Annotated in this window: 20 protein-coding genes and 1 tRNA gene; 7 read left to right on the plus strand and 14 right to left on the minus strand. The window is 71.2% G+C overall.

Annotation, left to right across the window (positions count from 1 at the left end; all coding sequences use genetic code 11):
* Positions 1–5: 5 nt before the first annotated feature.
* On the minus strand, positions 6–3,746 hold the full coding sequence (gene mfd, locus KVA01_RS02220; protein WP_141268755.1) for a transcription-repair coupling factor: 3,741 nt from the start codon (positions 3,744–3,746) through the stop codon (positions 6–8).
* Positions 3,747–3,954: 208 nt separating this feature from the next.
* Here mfd and KVA01_RS02225 point away from each other — a divergent pair, with 208 nt between their 5' ends.
* Positions 3,955–4,791, plus strand: a complete 837-nt coding sequence (locus KVA01_RS02225) for a uroporphyrinogen-III synthase (protein WP_068470126.1) — start codon at positions 3,955–3,957, stop codon at positions 4,789–4,791.
* Here KVA01_RS02225 and KVA01_RS02230 read toward each other — a convergent pair.
* Entirely contained in the window at positions 4,764–5,558 is a 795-nt protein-coding gene (locus tag KVA01_RS02230) for a sirohydrochlorin chelatase (RefSeq protein ID WP_068470125.1), read from the minus strand. The genes KVA01_RS02225 and KVA01_RS02230 overlap by 28 nt on opposite strands.
* A gap of 567 nt (positions 5,559–6,125) precedes the next feature.
* Between KVA01_RS02230 and KVA01_RS02235 the strand changes: the two genes are divergently transcribed.
* Together KVA01_RS02235 and nhaA are read left to right on the plus strand one after the other, a co-directional pair.
* Positions 6,126–6,626, plus strand: a complete 501-nt coding sequence (locus tag KVA01_RS02235; RefSeq protein ID WP_068470123.1) for a DUF2505 domain-containing protein — start codon at positions 6,126–6,128, stop codon at positions 6,624–6,626.
* Positions 6,627–6,738: 112 nt separating this feature from the next.
* Entirely contained in the window at positions 6,739–8,031 is a 1,293-nt protein-coding gene (gene nhaA, locus KVA01_RS02240; protein ID WP_141268757.1) for a Na+/H+ antiporter NhaA, read from the plus strand.
* 98 nt (positions 8,032–8,129) lie between these two features.
* Here nhaA and pth read toward each other — a convergent pair whose 3' ends face one another.
* Complete coding sequence (gene pth, locus KVA01_RS02245) at positions 8,130–8,717, minus strand: aminoacyl-tRNA hydrolase (RefSeq protein WP_068470119.1); 588 nt, start codon at positions 8,715–8,717, stop codon at positions 8,130–8,132.
* Between the two features lie 198 nt (positions 8,718–8,915).
* On the minus strand, positions 8,916–9,551 hold the full coding sequence (locus KVA01_RS02250) for a 50S ribosomal protein L25/general stress protein Ctc (protein WP_141268759.1): 636 nt from the start codon (positions 9,549–9,551) through the stop codon (positions 8,916–8,918).
* A gap of 514 nt (positions 9,552–10,065) precedes the next feature.
* On the opposite strand from KVA01_RS02250, the gene KVA01_RS02255 reads away from it, so the two are divergent.
* Together KVA01_RS02255 and KVA01_RS02260 are read left to right on the plus strand one after the other, a co-directional pair.
* The gene (locus KVA01_RS02255; RefSeq protein ID WP_233438727.1) at positions 10,066–11,547 is read left to right on the plus strand and encodes a sugar transferase; all 1,482 of its coding nucleotides are present in this window, start codon (positions 10,066–10,068) and stop codon (positions 11,545–11,547) included.
* Positions 11,548–11,796: 249 nt separating this feature from the next.
* The gene (locus tag KVA01_RS02260; protein WP_141268763.1) at positions 11,797–13,470 is read left to right on the plus strand and encodes a GH25 family lysozyme; all 1,674 of its coding nucleotides are present in this window, start codon (positions 11,797–11,799) and stop codon (positions 13,468–13,470) included.
* A gap of 210 nt (positions 13,471–13,680) precedes the next feature.
* Here the strand turns inward: KVA01_RS02260 and KVA01_RS02265 are convergent, their stop codons facing one another.
* From KVA01_RS02265 to KVA01_RS02280, 4 genes are all read right to left on the minus strand, one after another.
* Entirely contained in the window at positions 13,681–14,661 is a 981-nt protein-coding gene (locus tag KVA01_RS02265) for a ribose-phosphate diphosphokinase (RefSeq protein ID WP_068470111.1), read from the minus strand.
* Between the two features lie 59 nt (positions 14,662–14,720).
* Positions 14,721–16,196, minus strand: coding sequence for a bifunctional UDP-N-acetylglucosamine diphosphorylase/glucosamine-1-phosphate N-acetyltransferase GlmU (gene glmU, locus KVA01_RS02270; RefSeq protein ID WP_371858564.1), 1,476 nt, complete (start codon positions 16,194–16,196; stop codon positions 14,721–14,723).
* 64 nt (positions 16,197–16,260) lie between these two features.
* Positions 16,261–16,332: transfer RNA gene (locus tag KVA01_RS02275), tRNA-Gln, on the minus strand.
* 54 nt (positions 16,333–16,386) lie between these two features.
* A complete protein-coding gene (locus KVA01_RS02280) occupies positions 16,387–17,133 on the minus strand; it encodes an apurinic/apyrimidinic endonuclease family protein (protein ID WP_141268767.1) in 747 nt (248 codons plus the stop codon).
* 69 nt (positions 17,134–17,202) lie between these two features.
* Between KVA01_RS02280 and KVA01_RS02285 the strand changes: the two genes are divergently transcribed.
* Entirely contained in the window at positions 17,203–19,065 is a 1,863-nt protein-coding gene (locus KVA01_RS02285; protein WP_141268769.1) for an ABC-F family ATP-binding cassette domain-containing protein, read from the plus strand.
* A gap of 154 nt (positions 19,066–19,219) precedes the next feature.
* Here KVA01_RS02285 and KVA01_RS02290 read toward each other — a convergent pair whose 3' ends face one another.
* The 5 genes from KVA01_RS02290 to KVA01_RS02310 form a co-directional block, all read right to left on the minus strand.
* On the minus strand, positions 19,220–20,263 hold the full coding sequence (locus KVA01_RS02290) for a GTP-binding protein (RefSeq protein ID WP_141268771.1): 1,044 nt from the start codon (positions 20,261–20,263) through the stop codon (positions 19,220–19,222).
* Positions 20,264–20,417: 154 nt separating this feature from the next.
* The gene (locus KVA01_RS02295; protein WP_141268773.1) at positions 20,418–21,056 is read right to left on the minus strand and encodes an HD domain-containing protein; all 639 of its coding nucleotides are present in this window, start codon (positions 21,054–21,056) and stop codon (positions 20,418–20,420) included.
* An 85-nt stretch (positions 21,057–21,141) separates the two neighbouring features.
* Entirely contained in the window at positions 21,142–21,447 is a 306-nt protein-coding gene (locus tag KVA01_RS02300) for an antibiotic biosynthesis monooxygenase family protein (protein WP_068470178.1), read from the minus strand.
* A gap of 122 nt (positions 21,448–21,569) precedes the next feature.
* Positions 21,570–23,003 (minus strand): flavin monoamine oxidase family protein, encoded by a 1,434-nt coding sequence (locus KVA01_RS02305; RefSeq protein WP_233438728.1) that lies wholly within the window; start codon positions 23,001–23,003, stop codon positions 21,570–21,572.
* 30 nt (positions 23,004–23,033) lie between these two features.
* Entirely contained in the window at positions 23,034–23,699 is a 666-nt protein-coding gene (locus KVA01_RS02310; protein ID WP_141268777.1) for a TetR/AcrR family transcriptional regulator, read from the minus strand.
* 189 nt (positions 23,700–23,888) lie between these two features.
* On the opposite strand from KVA01_RS02310, the gene KVA01_RS02315 reads away from it, so the two are divergent.
* A complete protein-coding gene (locus KVA01_RS02315) occupies positions 23,889–25,235 on the plus strand; it encodes an APC family permease (protein ID WP_141268779.1) in 1,347 nt (448 codons plus the stop codon).
* On the opposite strand, the gene KVA01_RS02320 is transcribed toward KVA01_RS02315, so the two are convergent.
* Complete coding sequence (locus tag KVA01_RS02320; RefSeq protein ID WP_141268781.1) at positions 25,225–26,691, minus strand: RNB domain-containing ribonuclease; 1,467 nt, start codon at positions 26,689–26,691, stop codon at positions 25,225–25,227. The two genes, KVA01_RS02315 and KVA01_RS02320, sit on opposite strands and share 11 nt — an antisense overlap.
* Positions 26,692–26,760 lie beyond the last annotated feature (69 nt).

The raw sequence follows: 26,760 nt of genomic DNA on the forward strand, positions 1-26,760 counted from the left end.
GGACACTACCCCGCGGCGTCGTCCGTGCCGCCGGCGGGTTCGAGCACCGGGAAGATCGCGTCCAGCACCTCGCGGGCCCAGGCGAGGATGTCCCCGTCCACGAGGTCCTTGCCGCCGATCCGCGCGGTCTTGGGCTTGGGGGTCAGCACCATGCGCTGCTCCGTGCCCGGCACCGGCCGCACCTGCGAGCCCGGGTACATGCGCTGCAGCCGCATCTCGCGGGACTCCGCGAGCTCCGCCGGGGAGAAGCGGATCATGTTCCCCTGCGTGGCCACGTCCGTGAGACCGGCCGCGCGGGCGCGGATGCGCAGCCGGGCGACGTCCAGCAGGTTGGAGACCGGGACGGGCACGGGACCGTAGCGGTCCACGAGCTCCTCCGCGGCCTCCGCGACCGCCTGCTCCGTGGTGGCGTTGGCGAGCGTGCGGTAGGCCTCCAGGCGCAGCCGCTCCCCCGGGACGTAGTCGTGCGGCAGGTGCGCGTTGACGGGCAGCTCGATCTTCATCTCGGCGGGCCCGGTCTCCTGGTCCCCGCGGTACTCGGCCACGGCCTCCCCCACGAGCCGCAGGTACATGTCGAATCCCACCCCGGCGATGTGCCCGGACTGCTCACCGCCCAGCAGGTTGCCGGCTCCGCGGATCTCGAGGTCCTTCATGGCCAGCTGCATGCCCGAGCCCAGCTCGTTGTGCGCGGCCACGGCCTTGAGCCGTTCCAGGGCGGTCTCGCTCAGCGGCTTCTCCGCCGGGTACAGGAAGTACGCGTACGCGCGCTCCCGCCCGCGGCCCACGCGCCCGCGCAGCTGGTGCAGCTGCGAGAGCCCGTAGCGGTCCGCGTGGTCCACGATCAGCGTGTTGGCGTTGGCGATGTCCAGCCCGGTCTCCACGATGGTCGTGCAGATCAGGACGTCGAACTTCTTCTCCCAGAAGTCCACGATGATCTGCTCCAGCCGCGACTCGCTCATCTGCCCGTGGGCGACGGCGATCCGCGCCTCGGGCACGAGCTCGGCCAGTTCCTTGGCGCGCGCCTCGATGGTCGAGACCCGGTTGTGGATGAAGAACACCTGGCCCTCGCGCATGAGCTCGCGGCGCACCGCGGCGGAGACCTGCTTGTTGGTGTACGGCCCCACGTAGGTGAGCACCGGGTGGCGCTCCTCCGGCGGGGTGGCCAGCGTGGAGGTCTCTCGGATGCCCGTCATGGACATCTCCAGGGTGCGCGGGATGGGCGTGGCGGACATCGCGAGGACGTCCACGTCCGTGCGCATGGCCTTGAGCTTCTCCTTGTGCTCCACGCCGAAGCGCTGCTCCTCGTCGATGATCACCAGCCCCAGGTTCTTGAACTGCATCTCCTTGCTCAGCAGCCGGTGCGTGCCGATCACCACGTCCACCGCGCCGCTGCGCAGCCCCTCCATGGTGGCCCGGGACTCCTTGGCGCTCTGGAAGCGCGAGAGGGTGGCCAGGCGCACGGGGAAGCCGGAGAAGCGCTCGGCGAAGGTCCCGGTGTGCTGCTGCGCGAGCAGGGTGGTGGGCACCAGCACGGCCACCTGCTTGCCGTCCTGCACCGCCTTGAACGCGGCGCGCACGGCCACCTCGGTCTTGCCGTAGCCCACGTCACCGGAGATCAGCCGGTCCATGGGGATGGGCCGCTCCATGTCCGCCTTAACCTCGTCGATCGTGGTGAGCTGGTCGGGGGTCTCCACGTACGGGAAGGCTTGCTCCAGCTCGCGCTGCCACGGGGTGTCCGGGCCGAAGGCATGACCCTTGGACGCCATGCGCGCGGAGTACAGGCGGATCAGCTCGTTGGCGATCTCCTTGACGGCCTTCTTGGCGCTGCGCTTGGTCTTGCTCCAGTCCGCACCACCCATCTTGGACAGCGACGGCGCCTCGCCGCCCACGTACGTGCTCACCTGGTCGAGCTGGTCCGTGGGCACGAAGAGCCGGTCCCGGGGACCGTTGCGCTTGGACGGCGCGTAGTCCAGGACGAGGTACTCGCGCACGGGCTTGGGCTGGCCCGGCGCGGTCATCGCACCGGCGATGGGGCGCTGGACGAGTTCCACGAACTGCCCGATGCCGTGCTGCTCGTGCACCACGTAGTCGCCCTTCTGCAGGGCCAGCGGGTCCACCTGGTTGCGCTTGCGGCGCTGCGGCAGCTTGCGCTCCGCGCGGTTGTCGTAGGTGCTCGAGCGCCCGAGCACGTCCGCCTCCGTGAGCAGCGCGGTGCGGGTGGCCTCGAGCACGAAGCCGCGGCCCGCGCGCGCCGTCGTCAGCTCCACGAGCCCCGGCTGCGGGGGCTCGGTCAAGGAGTCGTAGCGGGCGGCGGGGATCTGCGCCACGTGCAGCAGCTCGCTCAGCCGCTGCAGCGGACCCGGCCCGTCGGTCACCAGAACGACCCGCCACTCCTCGCGCACCCGATCCGCCAGGAATGCGAGCATTGCCTCCACGTCCCCCGAGAAGCGGGTGGGTTCGCGCCCGCCCACGGTCAGGGTGTCCGCGTCCGTGTCCGCGAGGTGGACCTCCTCCTCGGGGGTGTCGGCGTCGATGTCCGAGGTGGTCACGGCGTTGACGTTCAGACCGGTGACGGACCACCAGCCCACCGTGCGGTCCAGGGCGAGCTCGCGGACCTCCGCGATGGTGTGGAACGAGCCGGACGAGAGCGAACGGGTGGCGCCGTCGTCCGTGTCCAGCGCAGTGTTCAGGTCCAGGGGCGCGTCGTTGCCGCCGGAGGCGGACTCCCACGCGGCCATGAGGAACTCCTCGTTGGTGGCCACGAGATCGTGGGCGCGCGCCCGCACCTTCTCCGGCTCGAGCACCACGGTCATGGAGCCCTCCGGCAGCAGGGACATCACCTGCACCATGTCGTCCGCGAGCAGCGGAGCGAGGGACTCCATGCCCTCCACGTACTGGCCCCCGGCAATGCGCTCGAGCATCTCGCGGCCGCCGGGCAGCTGCTCCTTGAGCTTGGCGGCGCGGGACTGCACGGAGGGCGTCACGAGCAGCTCGCGGCACGGCGGGGCCACGACGACGCTCGGGTGGGTGGCGTCCGCGAGGGTGCGCTGGTCCGCGACGGCGAACCAGCGCATCTCGTCCAGCTCGTCCCCGAAGAACTCCAGGCGCACCGGGTGGTCCTCGGTGGGCGGGAAGACGTCCACGATCCCGCCGCGCACCGCGAACTCCCCGCGCTTGGTGACCATGTCCACACGCGCGTACGCCGCCGCGGCCAGGTCCGTCACGAGCGCCTGGAAGTCGTAGTCCCGACCGGTGCGCAGGGTCACGGGCTCCATCTCGCCGAGCCCGGCGACCACCGGCTGCAGCACCGAGCGCACCGGCGCGACGACCACGCGCAGCGGGTCCCCCGCCTCCGGGTGCGCGAGGCGGCGCAGCACGCCCAGGCGCTGACCGACCGTGTCCGAGCGCGGGGAGAGCCGCTCGTGCGGCAGGGTCTCCCAGGACGGGAAGTTGGCGACCGTCTCCGCGGGCAGATAGGAGGCGAGCGCGGCCTGCACCTGCTCCGCCTCGCGGCCCGTGGCCGTGACGGCCAGCAGCACCGGGGCAGGGCCACCGTCCGAAGACGACGCCGCGTGCGCCTCCTCCAGACCCGCCGCGACCTGCGCGAGCACGGGCGCGCGCAGACCGTCCGTGGCGCTGATGATGGTCTCCGCCGAGCGCTCCGCGAGGGGCCGCGCGGCCTGGGTGCGGACGTTGGCGAAACCGCGGTCCTCGCTGAGGGCGGTGAGCAGACCGGTCAGGGACATGGGTGGCGGGCTCCTGGAAGAGTGCGTGCGGTACCGCTCCGGAACGCGTGGTGCCTCGCGGCACACGCTCGGAACGGGTCGTGCGGATCGCGTGCCAGCCTACTCGGGGGCTCGGACACGCTCAGCGCACGGGGGGCGGCCGTCGAGGTCCCACGCCCCGGCCTCGTGCGCGGGCGGTTCGTGCGCCGTCGTCTCGTACGCTGAGGACATGAGGACCTCGCAGCCCCACGTACTGGCCGGACGCACGGTGGCGGTCACGGCGCACCGCCGCGCGAGCGAGCAGGGTGGCGCGTTCGAGCGCCACGGTGCGCGGGTCGAGTACGCCCCCGCCCTGAAGATCACGCCCCTGGACGAGGACGACGACGTCGTGGCCGCCGCCCGCGAGACCGTCGCCTCCGGACCGGGCACCGTGCTGGTCACCACCGGCTACGGGCTCAAGCGCTGGCTCGCGGTGGCGCAGGAGCACGGTCTGCACGACGAGCTCCTCGCGGTGCTGCGTGCGAGCACCGTGCTCGCCCGCGGGGCCAAGGCCAGGGGCCAGCTGCAGGCGCTGGAGATCCCGTGCGCCTACACGGGCTCCTCCGGGCGGACCGCGGAGCTCGTGGACCGCGTGCTCGAGGACCCGCCCCGGGGCACGGTGACCGTCCAGCTGCACGGCACCGCGGACCACGAGCAGCTCGAACGGTTGCGCGCGGCGGCGCTCTCCGTCCGGGTCGTGGCGCCGTACCGGTGGGCCTCCGCGGACGAGGGCTCGCGGCTCGCCGAGCTGGTCCGTGGCATCGCCGCCGGTGAGGTGGACTACGTGACGTTCACGGCCGCCCCCGCGGTGGACGCCGTGCTCGACGCCGCCCGCGAGGCCGGGTGCCTCGACACCGTGGTCACCGCGCTGCGCGACGGGCCCTGCACCGCCGTGGCAATCGGTCCCGTGTGCGTGCAGCCCCTGGAGGAGGCCGGCATCCACAACGCCGTGGTGCCCGAGCGGTTCCGCCTGGGGGCCATGGTCAAGGCCGTGTGCGATCACGCCGCGGCGGCGGCCTCCCGGTAGTGCTCCACCACGAGCTCCACGAGTTCGGGGGGCACCGGGCCGGGGCTCACGAGCAGCGGCTCGGCCACCACGTCCGCCTCCGCCGCGAGCGCCCGCCCGTGGAAGAAGCCGGGGGCGAGCAGGTACGGCACCACGAGCACCCGACCCGCACGGCCGCCGGGCGCTGACTCCGAGAGCTGCGCGGCGTCGTCGCCGGTCGCGAGGTTCTCGCGCGCGGCGGCAACGGCCTCCGGCAGTGTCGGGTGTGCGGCGGAGAGGTAGGCGGTGGATACCGGCAGCCCGAGAAGGTTGGAGAGCATCTCCGCGACGCGTTCGCAGTCCTCGCCCGCGCGGGGGTCGGAGGACCCGGCGGAGACCATGACCACGCTGTCCTCCGGACCCACGGCGGACTCGCCCGCGGCGTGGACCGCTTCGTGGAGCCGACGCGCCAGCAGGGTTGCGAGCCGGGGGTCCGGGCCGAGGGCCACCGCCACGCGGTGGTGCTCCGATCCCCGGACGGCGCGGGCCATGTCCACGAACACGTGGTAGCCGGCGGAGAGCAGCAGCGGCACCACCACGGCGGACTCGCGCGCGAACTCCGCGGTGCGCGCGGCGAGATCCGGCTCCTGGACGTCCACCCACGTGGCCACCACGGGGACGTCGCGCAGGGCGGCCCGCACCTCGGCCACGAGCGCGGCCACGGCGGCCTGGCCCCGCGGGTCACGGGTGCCGTGGGCGCAGGCGAGGAGAACGGGGGTCGAGGAGGTCGGAGTGCTCACGCCTCCCATTGTGCCGCGCGGATCCCGCCGGGTGCCGGGCAGGTCCGTCGCCCCCGAAGGCTTCCACGACGTGCAGCACCACGGGTCGGTGCCCGGGGCCCTGCTCACTCACGGCGGCCCCCGATGCGACGGCCGCCATGACATCGTCCTGGCACGTGAGCGCCCGGTCCGGTGTGCGTGCAACCGCCCCTGGTTCTTGCAGATACATTCATCCCCCGATGATTCCGTGACCGCGCGGCAGCGCGCGGGGCGCACGCGGAGCACTCGCCCCTTCGTGCACGCGACGGAGTCCCCACCCCGTCGAGCACGGCCCCGTCCCGGCACGGGAGCGAGGGCCGCCCCTCAGTCTAAGGACGCCGGGCGTCATGATCTTGCGTCCAGCCGCATCCAGCTTGCCCTTTCTTTGGCGGACACCCGTCTCCACACAGCGGCTCCCCCGGCGACCAGAGGGTCGTCACCCTCCGCGAGAGCCCTCGGGCCGTTGCCGGAGCATGCGCGACTAGGATGAACCCAGCACCCGCGGCGGCCGGAGGCCACGCGGGACCGACGAATCGGCACCGATCCATAAGGAGCACCATGTCCGTCAACGCTTCCACCACGATCAAGGCCCCCGTGGACACCGTCCTGAAGACGTTCGTGGACGAGGCCTTCGTGCGCCACGTCAGCGACAAGGCCGGCACGCAGCTCGAGTCCTTCGAGGTCAACGGGGACACCTCCACCGCGTTCACGGCCACCACCGTGCGCAGCATGGGTGCGGACAAGCTGCCGGACGTCGTGCAGAAGTTCGTCAAGGGCGGCGTGAAGCTGACCCAGGTGGACACCTACGACGCCCCCGCCGCGGACGGCACCCGCACGGTGCGCAGCGAGATTAAGGCCGGCGGCATCCCCGTGGGGGCGACCGCCATCCAGACCATCAAGCCGCTCGGCGAGGAGGAGACCTCCGTGGACGTCTCCGGCGAGGTCCAGGCCAGCATCCCGCTGGTCGGCAAGAAGATCGCCGCGGCGGCCGAGCCCTACATCGGCAAGGCGCTGACCCTGCAGGCACGCGCCGCCGAGGCGTGGATCGCCAAGGGCTGAGGCCCGCGGCCCACCGGTCGGCCGGGTCGCGCCCGCGGCGGGGCCCGGCCCCTTTCCACTCGACACGACGATCGCGGTCCGCACGCGGGCCACGCGACGGGAGCTTTATCTCTTGAGTACGGACACGCAGACGCCCTCGGGGCCCGGCAGTTCCATCACCGCCTTCCTGCGCCGGGACACGACCGGCGGCCTCTTCCTGCTGATCGCCATGCTGCTGGCCCTGGTGCTGGCCAACTCCCCCTGGAGCGAGTTCTACTTCGGGGTGCGCGACGCCGAGGTGGGGCCGCCCCTGACCGGCCTGCAGCACACCGTGGCGCACTGGTCCGCGGACGGGCTGCTCGCCCTGTTCTTCTTCCTCACGGGCCTGGAGCTGAAGACGGAGTTCGTCGACGGCGAGCTGCACAACATCCGCAAGGCCATCCTGCCCGTGGTGGCCGCCGCCGGTGGTGTGCTCGTGCCGGCACTGATCTTCCTGGGGGTGAACCTCGCCTCCGGCGGTGAGGCGAGCGCGCTGCACGGCTGGGCCGTCCCCACCGCCACGGACATCGCGTTCGCCGTGTCCGTGCTGGCGGTCGTGGGCTCGTCCCTGCCCGTGGCCATGCGCACGTTCCTGCTGACGCTGGCGGTCGTGGACGACCTGATCGCGATCCTCATCATCGCGTTTGTCTACACGGAGAGCGTCAAGGTCGGCTTCCTGGGTGGCGCAGCGGTGCTGCTGGCCCTCTTCTGGTTCCTCACCCACAAGTACATGGCGTGGTTCATGCACAAGAAGTGGGCCGCGTGGGTCATCCTGCTGCCCATCGGCCTCGTCACCTGGTGGCTCGTGTACGAGTCCGGGATCCACGCGACCATCGCCGGTGTGCTGCTGGGCTTCATGGTCCCCGTCCTGAAGCAGGAGCCGCGGGTGATCCGTGAGGAGGACCCCCGCATGGGTCTCGCCCCCACGCTCGAGCACCGCTTCCGCCCGCTGTCCAACGGGATCGTCATCCCCGTCTTCGCCTTCTTCTCGGCCGGTGTGGCCGTGGGCGGTCTGAGCGGCATCAAGGACGCCGCCATGGACCCGGTGTCCCTGGGCATCGTCGCGGGCCTGGTGCTCGGCAAGCCCATCGGCATCTTCGGGGCCTCGTGGCTCATGGACCGCTTCACGTCCGCGGAGAAGGACAAGGACTACACGTGGTTCGACATGTTCGGCATGACGTTCGTGGCCGGCATCGGCTTCACGGTGTCCCTGCTGGTCGCGGAGCTGAGCTTCGGCGAGGGCAGCCCGCACAGCGACCACGCCAAGGTGGGCATCCTGTGCGGCTCGTTCCTGGCCGCGCTGATCGGTGCCGCACTGGTGGCTCCGCGCAACGCCAAGTACAAGAAGATGCGCGCGGCCGGTGAGGACCCGGACACCCTCGACTGAGCCCGCGGTCGTGCCCGCGCGGCACGGCACCCGTGGCAACGGGCCCGGCACCTCGGTGCCGGGCCCGTTCCCGTCCTCTGCCCGTTCGCGGGGCGGCCTCAGGCCGGATTGCGCGCGTGGAAGTGCTGCTGCGCCTCCGTGAGACCCCGTTCGGTGTACATCTCCACGGCGTCCGCGGCGTCGGAGACGAGCAGCGGCAGCTCCTTGGCCTGGGATCCGGAGAACCGCTTGAGCACGTAGTCGGCGGTGTCCATGCGACCCGGGGGCCGGCCCACCCCCACGCGCACCCGCACGTAGTCCCTGCCGCCCATGCCCTTGGTGATGTCCCGCAGACCGTTGTGCCCGCCCTCACCGCCGCCACGCTTGAGCTTGACGGCGCCGAACGGGAGGTCGACGTCGTCGTGCACCACCACGAGGTCCTCGAGGCCCAGCGAGTAGTACTTGGCGAGTGCGCTGACCGGTCCGCCCGAGACGTTCATGAAGCTCAGGGGCTGCGCCAGGACCAGCCGGGGCGCGCCGGGGCGCATCCTGGTCTCCGCCACGGCGGCACGCGCCCTGTGAGCAGACAGTTTCTCCCCCGCCCGGTCGGCGAGCTCCGCCACGACCATCGCGCCGATGTTGTGGCGCGTCCCCGCGTACGTGTCCCCGGGATTGCCCAGCCCCACCACCAGGGTGCGCTCCGTCATCTCGTGCTCCTTCTCATCGCATGTCGTGGTGCCCGCCGGTATCCCGGGCCGACCGCCCGCGCCGGCTCCTGCGCGGCGTCGGCCGCTCCACTGCGGCACGGCCACGGGGCCTCTCAACGCCGCGCGGCGGCAGACACCGTGTGCCTGCCGCCGCGCGGGGTGCCGCACCCGTCCGGGAGCGGCGAGGGGTGTGCGAGCTTACTCGCCGTCCTCGGACTGCTCCTCGGAGCTCTCCTCGGCCTGCTCGCCCTCGGCGGCCTCGTCCTCGGTCTCGGGCTCCTCGCCCAGGTCCTGCTCGACCGGCTCGGAGACGTGGACGACCAGCAGCTCGGGGTCGGAGACCAGCGTGACGCCGGAGGGCAGCACGACGTCCGAGGCGTGGATGTGCTCGCCGGCCTCGCGGCCCTCGATGTCCACCACGAAGTGCTCGGGCACCTTGAGGGCGTCCGCCTCGACCAGCAGGACGTTCTCCTCGAGGTTGTGCACGGCGGTCGGGGCGACCTCGCCCTCGACGGTCAGGGGCACCTCGACCTCGACGCGCTCGCCGCGGCGCACGGTCAGCAGGTCGATGTGCAGGATCTCCGGGCGCACCGCGTGGCGCTGCACCTCCTTGATCATGGCCAGGTGGCCCTCGCCGTCCACGTCGATCTCGAGCACGGCGTTCGGGTTGCGGGACGCGAGCATCATCTCGTGGCCCGGCAGGACCACGTGCAGCGGCTCGGCACCGTGGCCGTAGATCACGGCGGGGATCTGGTCGTTGGCGCGCAGGCGGCGGGCGTAGCCCTTGCCGAACTCGGTGCGCAGGGTTGCGGGGATGGTGATGACGTCCACCATGGTGGGTCTCCTTCGATCGTGGGTCCGGATGGTCACCTCGGACCGTCCGAGCAGCTCGGCGCTCCCGCACCTCGCCTCGCGGACGACTTCCGACCGACGTGGTGCGGCACCCCACTCGCCCACCCGCCGGGAGTGTTCACCGGGGGTGGCGGATCGGGATCCACAGGCCGTCGTCGATAACGGGGCAGAATTGCGCCCCCTCGCCTTGGCAACGCCAGCCAGGCTACCACGACGACGCCGCCCGCGGTTCGTCCACCCGACGGTGGTGGTTGACCCCCAAGGGGGCCACGAACGGGGCCGGAAGCCTTCGTCACATGTCCACAAATCAGTACCGATTCATGCAATCTGCGCCTATCGGCCCTGGTGGGAGGGTATATTCGGTGATTAACGGGCGTAAATCTCGGGGGAGATGAACGCCGTGGTGCGGGGACCGCCTCTGACTCGGTCGCCGCATCCGAGCGAGCGCGTGGGGCGTCTCGCCGTCGAACGGTTCTGGGGGGAAGGTTCGTCGACCGTGTTCCAACAAGCACGTCAAAAACACCGGCACGTCTCGTGGCGGCACAGCTACCAGCAGAAGCTGCGGATCTACGACGCCGTGTCCCTGGTGGTGGCGCTGGTCGCCGCCCAGGTGCTGCGGTTCGGGTGGCTGCAAGGGCTGCTGCAGCTCGACACGCTGCTGCCCGTCCCGTACTGGCTCGTGGGCCTGCTGCTCGCCGTCGTGTGGTGGAGCTGGCTCGAGCTGCGCGGCACGCGCGAGGTCCGCCTGATCGGCAACGGCGCGGAGGAGGCCAAGCAGCTCGTCACCGCCTCGCTCACGCTCTTCGCGGCGATCGCCATCGCGTCCTACGCGTCCAACGTGCCGACCGCCCGCGGGTACATCCTGATCGCGCTGCCGCTGGGCACGCTCGCGCTGCTCGCCGGGCGCATGTGGGCCCGCCGGCAGCTGATCCTGCGCCGGGCCAGGGGCCAGAACATGTCCCGCACCATGGTCGTGGGCCGCTTCCCCGGAGCCGTTGAGCTCGTGGGCGAGCTGCAGGAGCGCCCGGACGCCGGCTTCGACTCCGTGGTCGTCTACATGCCCACCTCCCACCACCGGCTGCCCGCCTCGCTGGAGTCCGTGCGGCTACCGGAGAACGCGCTGGCCCCCTCCGACCGGCCGAGCGTGGCGGGCATCGTGCAGGCGTGCCGCGAGCACGACGTCGAGACCCTGGTGATGGCCTCCGCGGTGCCGCTGAGCACCACCGAAATCCGGCACCTGGGCTGGGCGCTCGCGGACGAGCGGATCCGCCTGGTGATGAACACCGGCCTCACCGACATCGCCGGGCCCCGCATCCACACGCAGCAGGTCGCCGGCCTGCCGCTGATCCACGTGGCCACGCCGCGCTTCACGCGCGCCAAGAAGCTCGTCAAGCGGCTGATCGACATCGTGGGCTCCCTGACCGCCCTGGTCCTGCTCTCCCCCGTGATGATCGTGCTGGGCATCCTGGTCAAGGCACACGACGGCGGGCCCGCCTTCTTCGCGCAGGAGCGCGTGGGGATCGACGGCACCCGGTTCCGGATGCTCAAGTTCCGCTCCATGTACGTGGACGCGGAGGAGCGCAAGGCCGCGCTGGTCGCCGCCAACGAGTCGGAGGGCGGTGTGCTGTTCAAGATGAAGGACGACCCCCGCGTGACCAAGCCCGGCAAGTGGATGCGCCGCTACAGCCTGGACGAGCTGCCGCAGTTCATCAACGTGCTCAACGGCACCATGTCCCTCGTGGGGCCGCGACCCCCGCTGGCCAGCGAGGTGGACAAGTACGAGCAGCACGTCTACCGGCGCCTGCGCGTGCGCCCCGGGATCACCGGGCTGTGGCAGGTCTCGGGACGCTCGGACCTAGACTGGAACCAGAGCGTGCGCCTGGACCTCTACTACGTGGAGAACTGGTCCCCGCTGCAGGACATGATCATCATGCTGCGCACGGTGCGCGCGGTCTTCGCCTCGGACGGCGCCTACTAGCGGCACGCGGGCCCACTTCGCACGCCCCCGTCGTACACCCTCCTCACATTGTGGGGCCGGTGCGGACGGGGGCGTCGTCGTCCTCGGAAATCGAAACTTTTCCGTCCCGAAATCAGCCCGTTATCCACCGAGCCTGCCCGGGATACTTCACTTTTCCCAGGGAACATTTACACTTTCTAGTGCGTCCCCCCGGGTCACTCCACTTCCCCCCTTCGAGTGGCTTTCCCCCACGCAGTAAAGGCTCTACGTATGATCCCCCCCAAACGATCCGTGCTGCCCGCCGCCGTGACCGCGGCCGTGCTGGCACTTTCCACCTTCGTGCCCGCCGTTGCGGCGGACGAACCCCACCAGAACCTCAACCCGGACAAGGGTGACGTGGTCTCCGTCGAGACCAAGGAGCTCCAGACCGTGGTCGAGGACCCGAAGCTCCCGGCGGCCCCGCCGAAGACCGGGGACAAGAACCCCGGCGCGACCATGGGCCAGAAGATGAAGTCCATGGAGGACACCACCCGCGTGTCCAAGGCCTCGGAGAAGGAGCTCGACAAGGTCGCCGACACCGTCCTGGGCGAGGAGCCCACCGGCTCCGGCACCACGAAGAAGCCGGGCGCGGCCTCCGCCAGCCCGAGCGCGGCGTCGTCCTCGAGCGCCTCCGCAAAGGCCGCCGGTGCCACTTCCGTGGGGCCCGCGGGCTCGATGTCCCTCGTGATCCAGGCGTCCACGTGGCGTCCGGCAGGGATCGCCGGCATGGACGTGTCCGGCTGGCAGCCCGCCATCAACTGGAGCGCGGAGTACAACGCCGGCGCTCGCTTCGCGTACGTCAAGACGACCGAGGGCATCAACTACCGTTCCGAGGCGTTCAACGACCAGTACACCGGGTCTTACGCCGTGGGCATGAACCGCGGCGGCTACCACTTCGCACTGCCCAGCCAGTCCTCGGGCGCCCAGCAGGCGGACTTCTTCGTCAACAACGGCGGCGGCTGGTCCGCGGACGGCCGCACCCTGCCCGGCCTGCTGGACATCGAGTACAACCCGTACGCCTCCCTGGGCAACACGTGCTACAACATGTCCCAGGGGCAGATGAACTCGTGGATCAAGTCCTTCTCGGACCGCTACAAGCAGCGCACCGGTCGACTGCCCGCGATCTACACGACCACCGACTGGTGGACCACGTGCACGGGCAACACGTCCCAGTTCAACAACCACCCCCTGCACCTTGCGTCCTACGGTGTGGCCTACCCCCAGTCCTTCCCCAACGGGTGGTCCTCCCACGACCTGTGGCAGTTCACGGACAACGGCCCGTTCTCCGGTGACTCCAACGTGTACGGCGGGTCCTGGGCGCAGTACGCCTCCCTGGCGTCCTCGAGCACCTACAAGCCGTTGGGCGGGCGGGCCTCCGGGTACTCGGTGGGCGGCGGCATCGGCACCGTCTACCGTGCGACCGGCGGCGCCGGCGTCTGGGGCGACCCGGTGACGGGCGAGGGCAACGCGGCCTACGGCGGGCGCTACCAGGAGTTCGTGAAGAACGGCGTGAAGTCCACCGGCTACTGGCACCCCCGCACCGGCGGGCACATGCTGCGCAACACCACCAGCATCGGCCAGAAGTTCCTCTCCGCCGGGCGCGAGCGTGGCTACGGCTTCCCCATCAACCAGGAGCGCAACGCCTCCGGCGGGGCGTTCCAGGTGTTCCGCACCACCGCGGGCAAGGACACCAAGGTGATGTGGAGCAGCCGCACGGGTTCCCACGCCATCAAGGAGTTCGGCGCGATCGGCCAGCGCTGGGCACGCGACGGCATGGAGAACGGCTACGGCTTCCCGACCACGGACGAGTACCGCGCGGGCACCGAGGTGCGCCAGCAGTTCTCCAAGGGCTACATGATCGGCTACAACACCGCCAACGGCGCGACCCGGGTGGTCAAGCTGTGATCCGGATCTGATCCGCTCTGGCGCCACCACGGCGCGCACGACGGCGGGCGGTCCCCTCCCAGGGTCGCCCGCCGTCCGTCGTTCGGGCCGCACCCGGAAGTGCAGAAGTGCCCAGGTCCCGTCACGGGATCTGGGCACTTCTGCGACTGGGAGGCGTCCGGCCTGCGGGTTCACGCGCCACGGTCGGCGCGGTGCACCGCGCCGGGCGGCTCAGGAGTGGCCGTTGAAGAGGCTCGTCACGGAGCCGTCCTCGAAGACCTCCTGGATGGCGCGGGCGATCAGCGGGGCGATCGAGAGGACCGTGAGGTTCTCGAAGGTGTGCTCCTGCGGCACGGGCAGGGTGTCCGTGACCACGACCTCGTCCGCGCCGCAGTTCGCGAGGCGCTCCACGGCGGGGTGGGAGAACACGGCGTGGGTCGCGGCGATGATCACATTGGTGGCGCCCTGGTTCTTGAGCACCTGCACCGCCCCGGTGATGGTTCCGCCGGTGTCGATCATGTCGTCGATGAGCACGCACGTGCGGCCCTGGATGTTGCCCACGACCTCCTTGGAGACCGCCTGGTTGGGCACGGTGATGTCACGGGTCTTGTGCACGAACGCGAGCGGGGCACCGCCCAGGCGCTCGGCCCACTGCTCGGCCACGCGCACGCGGCCGGTGTCCGGGGACACCACGGTCACGTTGTCCACGTCCACCACGGAGCGCACGTAGTCGCTGAGCAGCGGGATAGCCATGAGGTGGTCCAGCGGGCCGTCGAAGAAGCCCTGGATCTGCGCGGTGTGCAGGTCCACGGACATCAGGCGGTCCGCGCCCGCGGTCTTGTACAGGTCCGCGATCAGGCGGGCGGAGATGGGCTCGCGGCCGCGGTGCTTCTTGTCCTGGCGGGCGTACGGGTAGAACGGGCTGACCACGGTGATGGACTTCGCGGAGGCGCGCTTGAGCGAGTCGATCATGATCAGCTGCTCCATCAGCCACTGGTTGATGGGGGCCGGGTGGGACTGGATCAGGAACGCGTCCGCGCCGCGCACCGACTCGCCGAAGCGCACGTAGGTCTCACCGTTGGCGAAGTCGTACGCGTCCGTGGGGACCAGTTCGGTGCCCAGCTCGCTCGCGATGTTCTCGGCCAGCTCGGGGTGCGCGCGCCCCGAGAGCAGAACCATGCGGTTCGAACCCGTGTTGGTGATGCCGGTCATGTGAACTCGCTTCCCTTGAATTCCTGCTGGATCACTGCTCGCGTGGCGTGCGCCCGGACTCAGGCGTGCTCGTCGCGCTCAGGCTGTGTGGCGGCCTCCGCCGCGCGGGCCGCCGCCGTGCCGGGACGGTGCTTCTGCACCCATCCTTCCACGATGACCTGCTTCCCCTCCGTGAGCACGAGCGCGCCCGCGGGGACGTCCTTGCGCACGGTGGTCCCGGCCCCCGAGTAGGCGCCGTCGCCCACAGTCACGGGTGCCACGTACATGTTGTCGGAGCCCATGCGGACGTCGTTGCCCACGGTCGTGTGGTGCTTGGCCACGCCGTCGTAGTTGACGAACACGGAGGCCGCCCCGATGTTCGAGTTCTCCCCGATGGTCGCGTCCCCCACGTAGGACAGGTGCGGAACCTTGGAACCGCGGCCGATGCTGGCCTTCTTGGTCTCCACGAACGTGCCGATCTTGCCGTCCTCGCCCAGCACGGTGCCGGGGCGCAGGTAGGCGAACGGGCCCACGCTGGAGCCGGCCTTGAGCTCGGACTCGCTGCCGTGGGTGCGGGTCACGGTGGCGCCGCGGCCCACGACCACGTCCGTGAGGGTCGTGTCGGGGCCGACGACGGCGTCCTCCCCCACCCGGGTGGCGCCGTGCAGCTGGGTGCCGGGCAGCACGGTGCTGTCCGCCTCGAGCTCCACGGTGTCGTCGATCCAGGTGGTGGCGGGGTCCACGATGCTCACGCCGTTGCGCATGTGCGCCTCGAGCGTGCGCTGGTTCAGGTAGCGGCCCAGCGCGGCGAGCTGGACGCGGTCGTTGGCGCCCTCGAGCTCCATGTAGTCGGCCATCTTCAGGGCGTCCACGCGGTGGCCGGCCTCGCGCGCCAGGCGGGGGACGTCCGTGAGGTACTTCTCCGCCTGCGCGTTGTCCGTGTCCACGCGGGACAGCGCGTCCCGCAGCACGGCGGCGTCGAACGCGAAGATCCCGGAGTTGACCTCGGTCACGGCGCGCTCGGCATCCGTGGCGTCCTTGAACTCCTTGATCTCCGTGAACTCGCCGTTGCCGTCCCGCAGGATCCGGCCGTACTTGCCAGGCTCCGGGTGGTCCGCGCTCAGCACGGTCACGGCGTTGCCGTGGGAGGTGTGGTGGGCCACGAACTCGCGCAGCGTCTGGGCGGTGAGCAGGGGGACGTCCCCGTAGGTCACGAGCACGGTGCCGCTCACGGGCGACTCGGCGTCCAGCACCTCGAGCCCGGCGTCCACGGCGGAACCGGTGCCGGGGACGTCCGACTGGTCCGCCACGAGCACCTCGGGGTCCAGCTCGGCGATGTGCCCGGCCACGAGGTCCCGCTGGTGGCGCACGACGGCGACGACGCGCTGCGGCTCGAGCTCGCGGGCGACCTTCAGCGCGTGGCCCACCATGGAGCGTCCGCCGATCGCGTGCAGGATCTTGGGCGTCCTGGACTTCATGCGGGTGCCCTTGCCTGCGGCCAGGACGATGATCGCGGCGGGGGTCTCCCCACCTTCCACGGTGTCAACGGTGCTCACGCAGCAGACTCCTCGGGTTGCTCGTGAGGCGGTGGGGGCCATCTGCGCCTCGTTGTGTCTTGCGTTCCGCCACTAGGACTCGAACCTAGACTCACGGCTCCAAAGGCCGGTGTGCTGCCAATTACACCATGGCGGAGCGTCGCGCCCCGCGGGGTGCAACACACGGGTGTGCCCGCGGGCACACGAGAGGTCACTTTATCATCTGGGAATCCGGCGTCGGCACCGTCAGGACGCTGCCGGCGGCCCGGCACTCGCGGTACTCGGGCAGCTCCCCGAGCAGGGCGTCGTCGTCCGCGGCGCGCAGTCCCCGCACCAGCACGGGGGCCCTCCGGGCGGCCCTGCGGACCACGGCCCAGGCGTCCTCGTCCGACTGCCCGGCGGCGCGCGATCGGGAGACGTCCCACGCCAGGGAGGTGACGTCCGGGGAGGTCACCTCCAGGGTGCCCTGCTCGAACTCGCGGTCCAGCAGCACGAGCAGCATGCCCACCTCGTCCACCTCCGTGGCGTTCTGGACCATCAGGCGCACGCCGCGGTCGGAGGCGGCCTCCGCGAGCGCGGCGAGCATGGAGAAGAGGCGCTGGCGCTGGCGGCCCCGGTGGGCCACCCCGCCCAGGGCGAGCACGAGCATCCCGGCGCCCACCCCGCGGCACAGGTCCAGGGCGTCGTCCACGGCGGCGATCACGCCCTCGTCCGGGATGTCGTCGTCCACGGCCACCGGGGCGCGCAGCAGCAGCGGATCGGCCCCGGCCGCGCTCAGCTGCTGCTTCGCATGGCGGCGCACCACGGAGCCCATGCGCGAACCCACGGGGCGGTCCGCGCCGATCGTGATCTCCGCCGGGCCCGGGTGCGCGGCCACGCGCGCCACCGCGGCGGCGAGGTCCTGCGCCTCGTCCAGGACGGTTCCCGCGGGTGCTGCGCCCGCCCCTGTTGCCTGCATGGCACACAGTGTCCCACGAGCGCAGCGCGGGCGGGTCGGGTGCGGCGCACCCGCTTGTATCCTTGGCGGGTGGCTCATCTGATCGGCGGAGAAAACTTGCATCTGGAGTACCCCACCAAGACCGTGTTCGACGCGGTCACCGTGGGGATCGACGAGGGTGACCGGATCGGCATCGTGGGACGCAACGGGGACGGCAAGTCCACCCTGATGCGCCTGCTCGCCGGGCGCATCCGCCCCGACTCCGGGCGCGTGACCGTGCGCTCCGGGACCACCGTGGGCATGCTCGACCAGGCGGACACCCTGGACCCGGACCAGACCGTGGGCCACGCCGTCGTCGGGGACGTCCCGGACTACGTGTGGGCCGCGGACCCCAAGGTGCGCGACGTGATCTCCGGGCTCGTCTCGGACGTGGACTGGGACACGCCCGTGGGCCAGCTCTCCGGCGGGCAGCGGCGCCGCGTGGCGCTCGCGAGCCTGCTCACCGGCGACTGGGACGTGGTCTTCCTGGACGAGCCCACCAACCACCTGGACGTGGACGGCATCACGTGGCTCGCCCAGCACCTGAACTCGCGGTGGTCGCGTAACTCCGGCGCGCTCGCCGTGGTGACCCACGACCGCTGGTTCCTGGACGCCGTGTGCACGGACACGTGGGAGGTGCACGACCGGATGGTGGAACCCTTCGAGGGCGGCTACGCCGCGTACGTGCTGCAGCGCGTGGAGCGCGACCGCCAGGCCGCGGTGGTGGAGCAGAAGCGGCAGAACCTCATGCGCAAGGAGCTCGCGTGGCTGCGCCGCGGGGCACCGGCGCGCACGTCCAAGCCCAAGTTCCGCATCGACGCCGCCAACACCCTGATCGAGGACGTCCCCCCGCCCCGGGACTCGGTCTCGCTCTCCCGCATGGCGGTCTCCCGCCTGGGCAAGGACGTGGTGGACATCGAGGACGTCTCGGTGGCCTTCCCCGCCGCGGACGGCTCCGGCACCACACGCGTGCTGCAGGACGTCACGTGGCTGATCGCCCCCGGTGAGCGCACCGGGATCCTGGGCGTCAACGGCGCCGGGAAGTCCACGCTGCTGGGGCTCGTCACAGGGGAGGTCGAGCCCAGCTCGGGGCGGGTCAAGCGCGGGAAGACCGTGAAGATCGCCACGCTCACGCAGCAGCTGGACGAGCTCGCGGACGTCGCGGACGAGCGCGTGTCGGACGTGGTGGCCCGCAAGAAGACCTCCTACCTCACCGACGGCAAGGAGATGACGCCCACGCAGCTGCTCGAGCGGCTCGGGTTCAGCTCCGCCCAGCTGAAGACCCCGGTCAAGGACCTCTCCGGCGGTCAGAAGCGGCGTCTGCAGCTGCTGCTGATCCTGCTGGACGAGCCCAACGTGCTGATCCTGGACGAGCCGTCCAACGACCTCGACACGGACATGCTCGCGGCCATGGAAGACCTCCTGGACACGTGGCCCGGCACGCTGCTCGTGGTCTCCCACGACCGCTACCTGCTCGAACGCGTCACGGACCAGCAGTACGCGGTGATCGACGGCCGCTTCCGCCACCTTCCCGGCGGGGTCGAGGAGTACCTGAAGCTCTCGGCGTCCTCCGCCTCGGGCTCGGCCGCCGGCTCCACAGGCGCGTCCAACCCGCTCGCGGGTGGCGGGGCGTCGTCGTCCGGCGCCTCGACCTCCGGGCACGACGACGCCGCAGCGTCGCGTCCCGCGCTCGGCGGTGCGCAGGCGCGCGCGGCCCAGAAGGAGCTCGGCGCCGTGGAGCGCAAGCTGCAGAAGGTGCAGCGCGAGATCGAGGACCTCGACGCCACGATGGCCGCCGCGGACCCCTCGGACTTCGAAGGCCTCGGCAAGCTCTCTGCGAAGAAGACCGAGCTGCAGGATCAGGTGGACGAGCTGGAGCTGCGCTGGCTCGAACTCGGCGAGGCGCTGGAGTAGCGCGCCCCGCTCGAACGAGGGCGGTGCACGGCGAACGGCTTCGCACGCGGGTTCTCCCGGGCGCGACCCGGCCGAACGGGGGGCGATGCCCCGGGGGGCGGAGCCGCTCCCCCGAGCAGGGCTCCGGTTCCGCACAGCGGGCCGGGGCCGGTGCTCAGTCCGTGTGCTCGTCCACCGTGGGCCACGCCGGGAACGGATCGCGGAACTCGGCCCACGCCGTGGGGCCCGCGGCGAGCTCGTCGTCCGTCAGCGCGGCGTCGTCGAGCGCGGCCGTCAGCGCCGGGACGTCCAGGTCCAGACCGATGATCCCCAGGTCCTGCCCCAGGGCGAGCAGCTCGTCCTGCTCCCCCAGGTCCTCGTCACGCGCGAGCGGGGAGAAGGCGATCATGCGGCCCACGTGGTTCCAGCGGGCCGTGACGTGCGAGCGCGTGGCGAAGCGGCAGAACCCGGCGGAGCGCAGGACCGTGCCGAACTCGCCCTTCTCCACGCGGTCGTCCAGCAGCCGGGCCAGGCGTTCGGGGTGCAGCGGACGCACGTTCTCGTAGTGCAGCGCGCCCACCCGGGGATCCGTCATGTAGGGGTCGTGCTCGTCGTTGAGCAGGGTCACCCACCCGGCCCGCTCCTGCGCGGCGTCGTAGCGCACACCGTCGCGCAGCAGCCCGCCCACCCAGGCGCCACCGGACGCGCGGTGCAGCTGCAGGCGGGCGCGGGGGCTGAGGTGGTTGACGAGCGCCATCACCGTGGACAGCTGCCGGGTCGCCAGGGGCTCCCAGTTCACGAGCACCACCAGGGAGGCGAACTCCACGGAGGTGACGTCCAGCAGAGCGCGAGCCGTCTGCCGCCACGGCAGCTGCGGCTGGCCGGGATGGATCACGCAGTCCTCGCGCTGCAGATCCGCCTCCAGGTGACCGGCGTCCACGACGCACAGCACCCCGGTCAGGGCCACCGGTGAACCGGGTGCGGCCGTGGCCGCGGTCAGCTCGGCGACGTCCGTGACCTCGGGGAACTCCACGAGCGCGCCGGCGGGTCGCGCCGTCCACGGGGCGATGGCCACGGCCTCCGCCACGGGGTCCGGGGAGAGGCCGACGCGCTGCGCCGGGACGAGCATGCGGCCGGTCTCCCGCGCGAGCTCGCGGGCGAACAGCGAGCGCTCGGGGGCGCAGCTGCCCACCACGGCGACGACGTCGACCGGTTCCATGGGTGCCTCCTGGTGTGTGCCGTGTCCGGTTACCACGGGAGCCGGACATGACATAATAATGATTCTCATTATGCACTGGACGGGGGCCCCGCGAAAATTGCGGCCCCGCGCGGAGGGTTCCGTGCGGGGCCGCGACAGGGTGCGACGGGAAGGCTCACTCGCTCCAGTCGTTGCCCTTGATGATCTCCACGAAGTCGTCCCGCTCGAACTCCGGGTCGAAGTGGGCCAGGACGTCCGCGTTCATCGTGCCGAACGTGGAGCCCGGGCGGTGCTCCATGCCGTGGTGGAAGGCCGTGAGGATGCGGTTCTTGAAGTCCGGGCGCGGGTGCAGCTCCACGACCGCGCGGCGCCGTTGCTCCGTGACCTCGTCGAAGTGCATGCCGAGCACGTCCGTCTCCACACCGGCGCTCACGAGCGCGACCTCCGGGGCCATGAACTCGGGGATCCCGGGGGTGGTGTGCAGTGCGATGCCGAGCCACGCGTTCTGCGCCCGGTCCCGGGACGTCCCGCGCTCCATGAGGAACTCGAAGACGTCGTTGGCGCCGTCCACCTCGAAGCGCAGCGTGGACTTCTGGTGGTCCTCGGTGAGACCGCGGTCGTGGAACATGGCGCCCGCGTAGGGCAGCTCGTGGTCCACGCTCACGTCCTGGGCCTGCCCCACGAGCGCCCCGAAGAAGAATACCCGGCGGGAGTGGTGGTAGAGGAGGTCGTCCTCCGTGTCCCGGATGTACTGCGTGATCTCGCGGGTCAGTGCGGTGTCCGGGACGGCGATGCCGGCAACGGTGTCTGTCATGGGGTGCTCCTCTGCGGTCGACGGCGCGCTCGCGCCGTCCGTTCGAGGGACGGGTGGGTGCCCTCCTTGGATGGTACGTGTGGGCTCAGTCGGCCTGGGACAGGTCCACGGCCTCGAACTCCAGCAGCGACGCACCGGTGGCCACCGGCTTCTTCCCGCCGCCGGCGTGCGCGGCCTTGGCGTTGCCGTCGCGCCACGCCTCGAAGTCCTCCTGCGTGGCCCACGTGGTCACCACGAAGTAGCGGTTCTCCCCCGCGACCGGGCGCAGCAGCTGGAAGCCCTCGAAACCGGGCTCGCTGTCCACCGAGTGCCGGCGGGCCGCGAAACGCGCCTCGAGCTCCTGGCCTGAACCCTCCGGAACCTCGATGGCGTTGATCTTGACGACGGACATGCGTGCCTCCTCGTAGTTCTCCACTGGTTCTTCCACTGTAGGCGCGGACAGACGGATTGTCCGGGGGTGCGGGAACGACGCCGTCCTGGCCCCGCAGCGGCGCCCGGGACGCGGCGGCGTCGTCACCGCCGCAGTCGGTCCTCGACCTCCCGTGCCGCGCGCTGCCCGGAGCGGATGGCGCCGTCGATGTAGCCGTTCCACACGGCCGCTGTCTCCGCGCCCGCCCACGAGATCGCGCCGGCTGGTGCCGCCAGCTCACGCCCCACCGTGGTCCACAGCCCCGTGGCGAACCTGCCGCCGTAGCAGCCGCGCGTGAACGACTCCTCGGACCAGTTGCGCTGCAGCAGCTCCGTGGGCACCGTGGCGCGCTCGCCGAAGAACGCCGCGAGGTCCGCGAGCACCAGGCGGGCGCGCTCGGCCTCGTCCAGCTCGTTGAACTCGCGGGCGTGCCGGCCTTCCACGAAGGCCACCAGGATGCCGCGCGACGAGTCCGGCACGCAGTTGTCGTAGACGAGCGATACGTGGTGGTCCAGGCTCAGCACCGTGCCGCTGAGCCCCTCCTCGCGCCAGAACGGCGTGTCGTACTCCACCTGGAACTTGATCACGTTGCCCGCGGTCATGTGCGACTGAGCGATGTCCCGGTTGGCGGGCAGCGCGGGCTCGAAGCGCAGCCGGCTGGCCATCACGGGCGGCAGCGCGATCACGACCGCCCGGGCCGCGCAGTCACCGTCCGTGGTGTGGACGAGCACCTGCGGGGTTCCGCTGTCAGCGTTCCCCGCCTCCTCGGCCGACGACGACGCCGCATCCCACCCGGTCACGCCCAGCACCTCGGTGCCGAGCACCACCCGGTCGCCCAGCCTCGCCGCGAGGCCCTCCGAGAGCTGGTGCGTGCCGCCCAGGATCCGGGACTCCTGCGCACCGCCGATGGTGATCATCATGCGGTGCAACCCGCCGCCGGAACCCAGGTAGAAGAGCATGTGCAGCGCGGAGTACTCGTCGGACTCCGCGGCGAAGATCGAGGCGAGCATGGTGTCCGTGAAGCGGCGGGCGGCGTCGTCCGGGCAGTGCTCCCGCAGCCACTCGGCAGCCGTGATCCGGTCCAGGGCCGCGGCGTCCGGGCTGTGCCAGGGCTCCTCGAGGTCCAGGCCGGCGGCGGTGGTGTCGATCAGGCGCAGGACGTCCAGGAAGGCGGCCGCGGAGTCGCCGCCGAGCCCGAAGGTGTCGTCCGAGCCCTCGCGGCGGGTGCCGTCCGCGAAGAGGAGGGAGACGCCGTCGTCGTGAACGGTGAACGTCTCCAGGCCCAGGCGTGCGGCGAGGGCGAGCGCCTCGTCCTGGGTGGGGCCCACCCACTGGCCGCCGAGCTCGATGGGCGTGCCGGAGGCGAACCGGCCGCCCTCCGTGCGCCCGCCCACGCGGTCCCGGGCCTCCAGGACGCGCACGTCCAGCCCCCGCTCCACAAGCGCCTCCGCGGCGGTCAGGCCGGAGATCCCCGCCCCGACGACGACGACGTCGTGGACGGATGCGGGAACGGTGGGTGCGTTGTCTGCAGTGCTCATGCTGTTCTCCTGTGTTCGTGCCATGGCTCGTCAGTGAGCCGCGTAGTGCGTGCTGTTCTGCAGCGCCAGTGTTCCGTGCGGCAGTCCGAGGCGGGCTTCCATAGGTGCCGCCACCCGCTCCGTGTAGTGGGACCTGTCCCCGTAGCCCACCAGGGTGTGGGCGTTGAGACCGTCGAGAAGAGCGATGGCCTCCCAGGCACAGGCCTGCGCGTCCACGTCCGCGAACTCCCCCGCTGCGATCCCCCGGGACACCAGCTCCGCGACGAAGCCCTGCCACCGGTCCATCATCTGGCGCATGACCTCGGCCGTGGGACCGTGGCGACGCCCCAGGCTCCAGCCATCAAGCCAGACGGCGGCCATCTCCTCGCGCCCCGGTCGGCTCATCAGCGCAATCAGTTCCCTCACCCCGGCCACGGCGTCCGGGACTGAGGCGAGCCTCGCGCAGGTCTCGTCGTACTCCGCGAGGAGCAACGACTCGCACACGCGAGCCCGCAGTGCCCCCATGTCCGGTTCGTAGTGGACCACCAGCGCGTGCGTGACACCGAGCTCCGAGGCGATCCCGCGGTGCGTGAGGTGCTGCAGCCCGGACCGCAGCACCTGGGCCTCGGCCGTGTTCAGGATCTGCTCCCGACGCTGCTCGCTGCTGAGCCGACGCCGGGGCGACGCCGCGGACTTCTCCTGCTGCTCGTCAGTCACCGTGGGACCCCCCTCTTGTCACCGTTCTCCGACCGCTTTTACGCTCATCGAACGTGATATTGACCACATGGTCAATATGGGGGCAGTCCACTGCGAAGTCAATACCCATGACTCCGCCATCCGCTCCGAACCGACGCACTTCTCCACTTCCGCCGGCCGCGAGGCCCGCCCCGCCCAAGGAGCCGATCCATGACCACGCCACCCGTCCCCTCTGCTGCCACGGACCACAGCACCCTCCGGAAGTCCATGGGCGTCCCCACGCTGGTCTTCTTCGGACTGTCGTACATGGTGCCGATGACCGTCTTCACCACATACGGGATCGTCAACGAAATCACCGGCGGCTTCCTGTCCACCGCGTACCTGCTCACGCTGCTCGCCATGCTGTTCACCGCGTGCAGCTACGCGTTCATGGGACGCGCCGTGCCGTCCGCAGGATCTGCTTACGCCTACACGAGGGTCGGGCTGGGCAGCGGCATCGGCTTCCTCACCGGGTGGACCGTGATGATCGACTACATCCTGCTGCCCATGCTGAACTACCTGCTGATCGGGCTCTACCTCCACGAACGTTTCCCCGGCCTCCCGGCGTGGGCGTTCTCCCTCACGGCCCTGGCCCTTGTGACGGTGCTGAACATCGTGGGTGTCGCCGCAGTGAAGAGCGCCAACGTGGTTCTGGTCCTGCTGCAGGTGGTCTTCTTCGGCATCTTCTTCGTCTACGCGGCCCGGGCCTTCGACCCCTCGGTCCAGCCCCTCGACCCCTTCATCGGTCAGGGCTTCGACATGAGCGCCATCGCAGCCGGCGCGGCCGTCCTCTGCTTGTCGTTCCTGGGCTTCGACGCGGTTTCCACCATGGCGGAGGAGGCTCGGGAGCCCCGGCGCTCCATCCCCCGCGCCGTCATCCTGACCACGGTGATCGGCGGGCTGTTCTTCGTGCTGGTTGCGTGGTTCGCGCACATGGCCGGACCCGAGGTCATGACCGGCGACGCCGCGGACGTCGCCGCCGTGACGCTGCTGGGCAGGATCGGCGGGAACCTGCTCACGGCACTGTTCCTCGCGGCCTACATCACGGGAGCCCTCGGTTCCGCACTAGCGTCACAGGCGTCCGTGTCCCGCATCCTCTACGCCATGGGGCGCGACGGCCTGCTTCCAAGGGCCATCTTCGGAACGATCTCCCCACGGTTCCGCACCCCCGTGGGCGCCGTCTTCGTCGTGGCCGCCATCTCGCTCAGCGCCCTGGTGGCGAACGTCGACTTCGTGGCCTCCATCGTCAGTTTCGGGGCGCTCAGTGCCTTCACCATGGTGAACCTCAGCGTCATCGCCACATACCTCGTACGGGCGAAGAATCGGACGGCGACCACCTGGCTCCTCTACGGGGTCGTCCCGGCCATCGGCTTCCTCCGGACGGCCTGGCTCTGGACCAGCCTCGCGCCGCTCACGGTGGGACTGGGGGTCGCGTGGATCCTCGTGGGGGTCTTCCGCCTGCTCTGGCACACGCGCATGTTCACCCGACCGGTGCCACGGATGCACATCACGGAGTAGCCGAGCCCGGCACCAGCTCGAACTCGCTGCGACCGGCGGAGACGTCCACCGCGACGAGGCGCACCCGCGCGGTGCCGCCCAGCGGCAGTCCCGGCACCGCGAGGCGGGCCTCGACCGCGGGGTCGCGAATCACGATGGTGCCGCGGGCGGCGTCGTCCGTGACCGCCACGACGGTGGCCGTGAACTCGTCCCCCACATGCAGGGCGAGGGTCAGCGCCTCGACCATGTCCACGATCCCCCGCTCGTACGCGGAGGCCGTCCGGTGGGAGGCGGCCATCTCCGCGGGCAGCTGCGGCAGTGCGGTCAGCACCCAGTCGGGCACGGGGCGGCCCGCGCTCACGGCGAGGCACACCTCGCTCCCGTAGCGGTCCACGAGCCGGCGCAGGGGCGCGGTGACGTGCGCGTAGGGCGTGGCCAGGGCCGAGTGCTCCGGCTGCTGCGGAGGCGCGCCGTCGAACGCCTCGTACCCGGCCCCGCGGAAGAGCAGGGTGCACGTGTACAGCATCGCGGCGTGCGTGCCGATCTCCGGGTCGAGGCCCTGCACGAACTCCGGGTAGGACGTCTGCGCGGGCCAGGGGATCTCCAGGGCGCGCGCCGTCGTGCGCAGGGTACGGATCGCGGACTCCGTGGCCGGCGGCAGCGTGCGCAGCAGTCCCACCCCGGCGTCGAGCATCAGGCGGGCTGCCGCGATGCCGGTCAGCAGGGAAATCTGCGCGTTCCAGCCCTCCACCGGCAGGGTGCTGCGGTGGACCACGAGCCACTGCTCCTGCTCGACCACCACCTCCTGCTCGGGGATGCGCAGGCTCACGCCCCCGCGCTGCCGTTCGAGGCGTTCCCTCAGCAGCCCCACCGTGCGCAGCAGCTCCAGGGCGGGTCCGGCGGTGCCCGCGTCGAGGCTCTCCTGGACCTCCCGGTAACTCAGCTGCGCCCGGCTGCGGACGAGCGCGCGGGTCACGGCGGTGCTCGTCAGCTCACCGGAGGTGTCCAGGCCGAGCCGCCACAGCACGGCGGGCCGCACCTGCTCCGGCAGCAGGCTCGCGGCGTCCTCCGAGAGCTCCGGCGGGTGCAGCGGCGTGCGCTGGTGGGGCGCGTAGAGGGTCTGCCCGCGCCGGTGCGCCTCCAGGTCCACGGGATCGCCCGGAGTCACGAACGCGGCGACGTCCGCGATGGCGTACCAGACCGTGAACCCGTCACCTGCCGGCTCGACGAACACCGCCTGGTCCAGGTCGCGGGAGCCCTCGGGGTCGATGGTCACGAGGTCAAGGTCGGTGCGGTCCGCCCGCTCCGCAGCGTCGTCGTCCCCCACGTGGGAGCGGGAGGCTGCCTCAGCCGCGATTGCGGCGGAATGAACGTCGGGCGGGAAGTCGTCGGGGATGCCGAGCTCGCGGCGCAGCGCATCGAGGGCGCTCACGAGCGGTTCGGGGACGGGGCGGGCCTGCTGCGGACGGATGGCCATGCTGACTCCTCACCGGCGGCGGAGCCGCTGCCCACCCGCCGCGGGGTTCACGTCCCGCGCGGCGGCACC

This window comes from Kocuria varians, assembly GCF_006539885.1.
Classification (GTDB): domain Bacteria; phylum Actinomycetota; class Actinomycetes; order Actinomycetales; family Micrococcaceae; genus Kocuria; species Kocuria varians.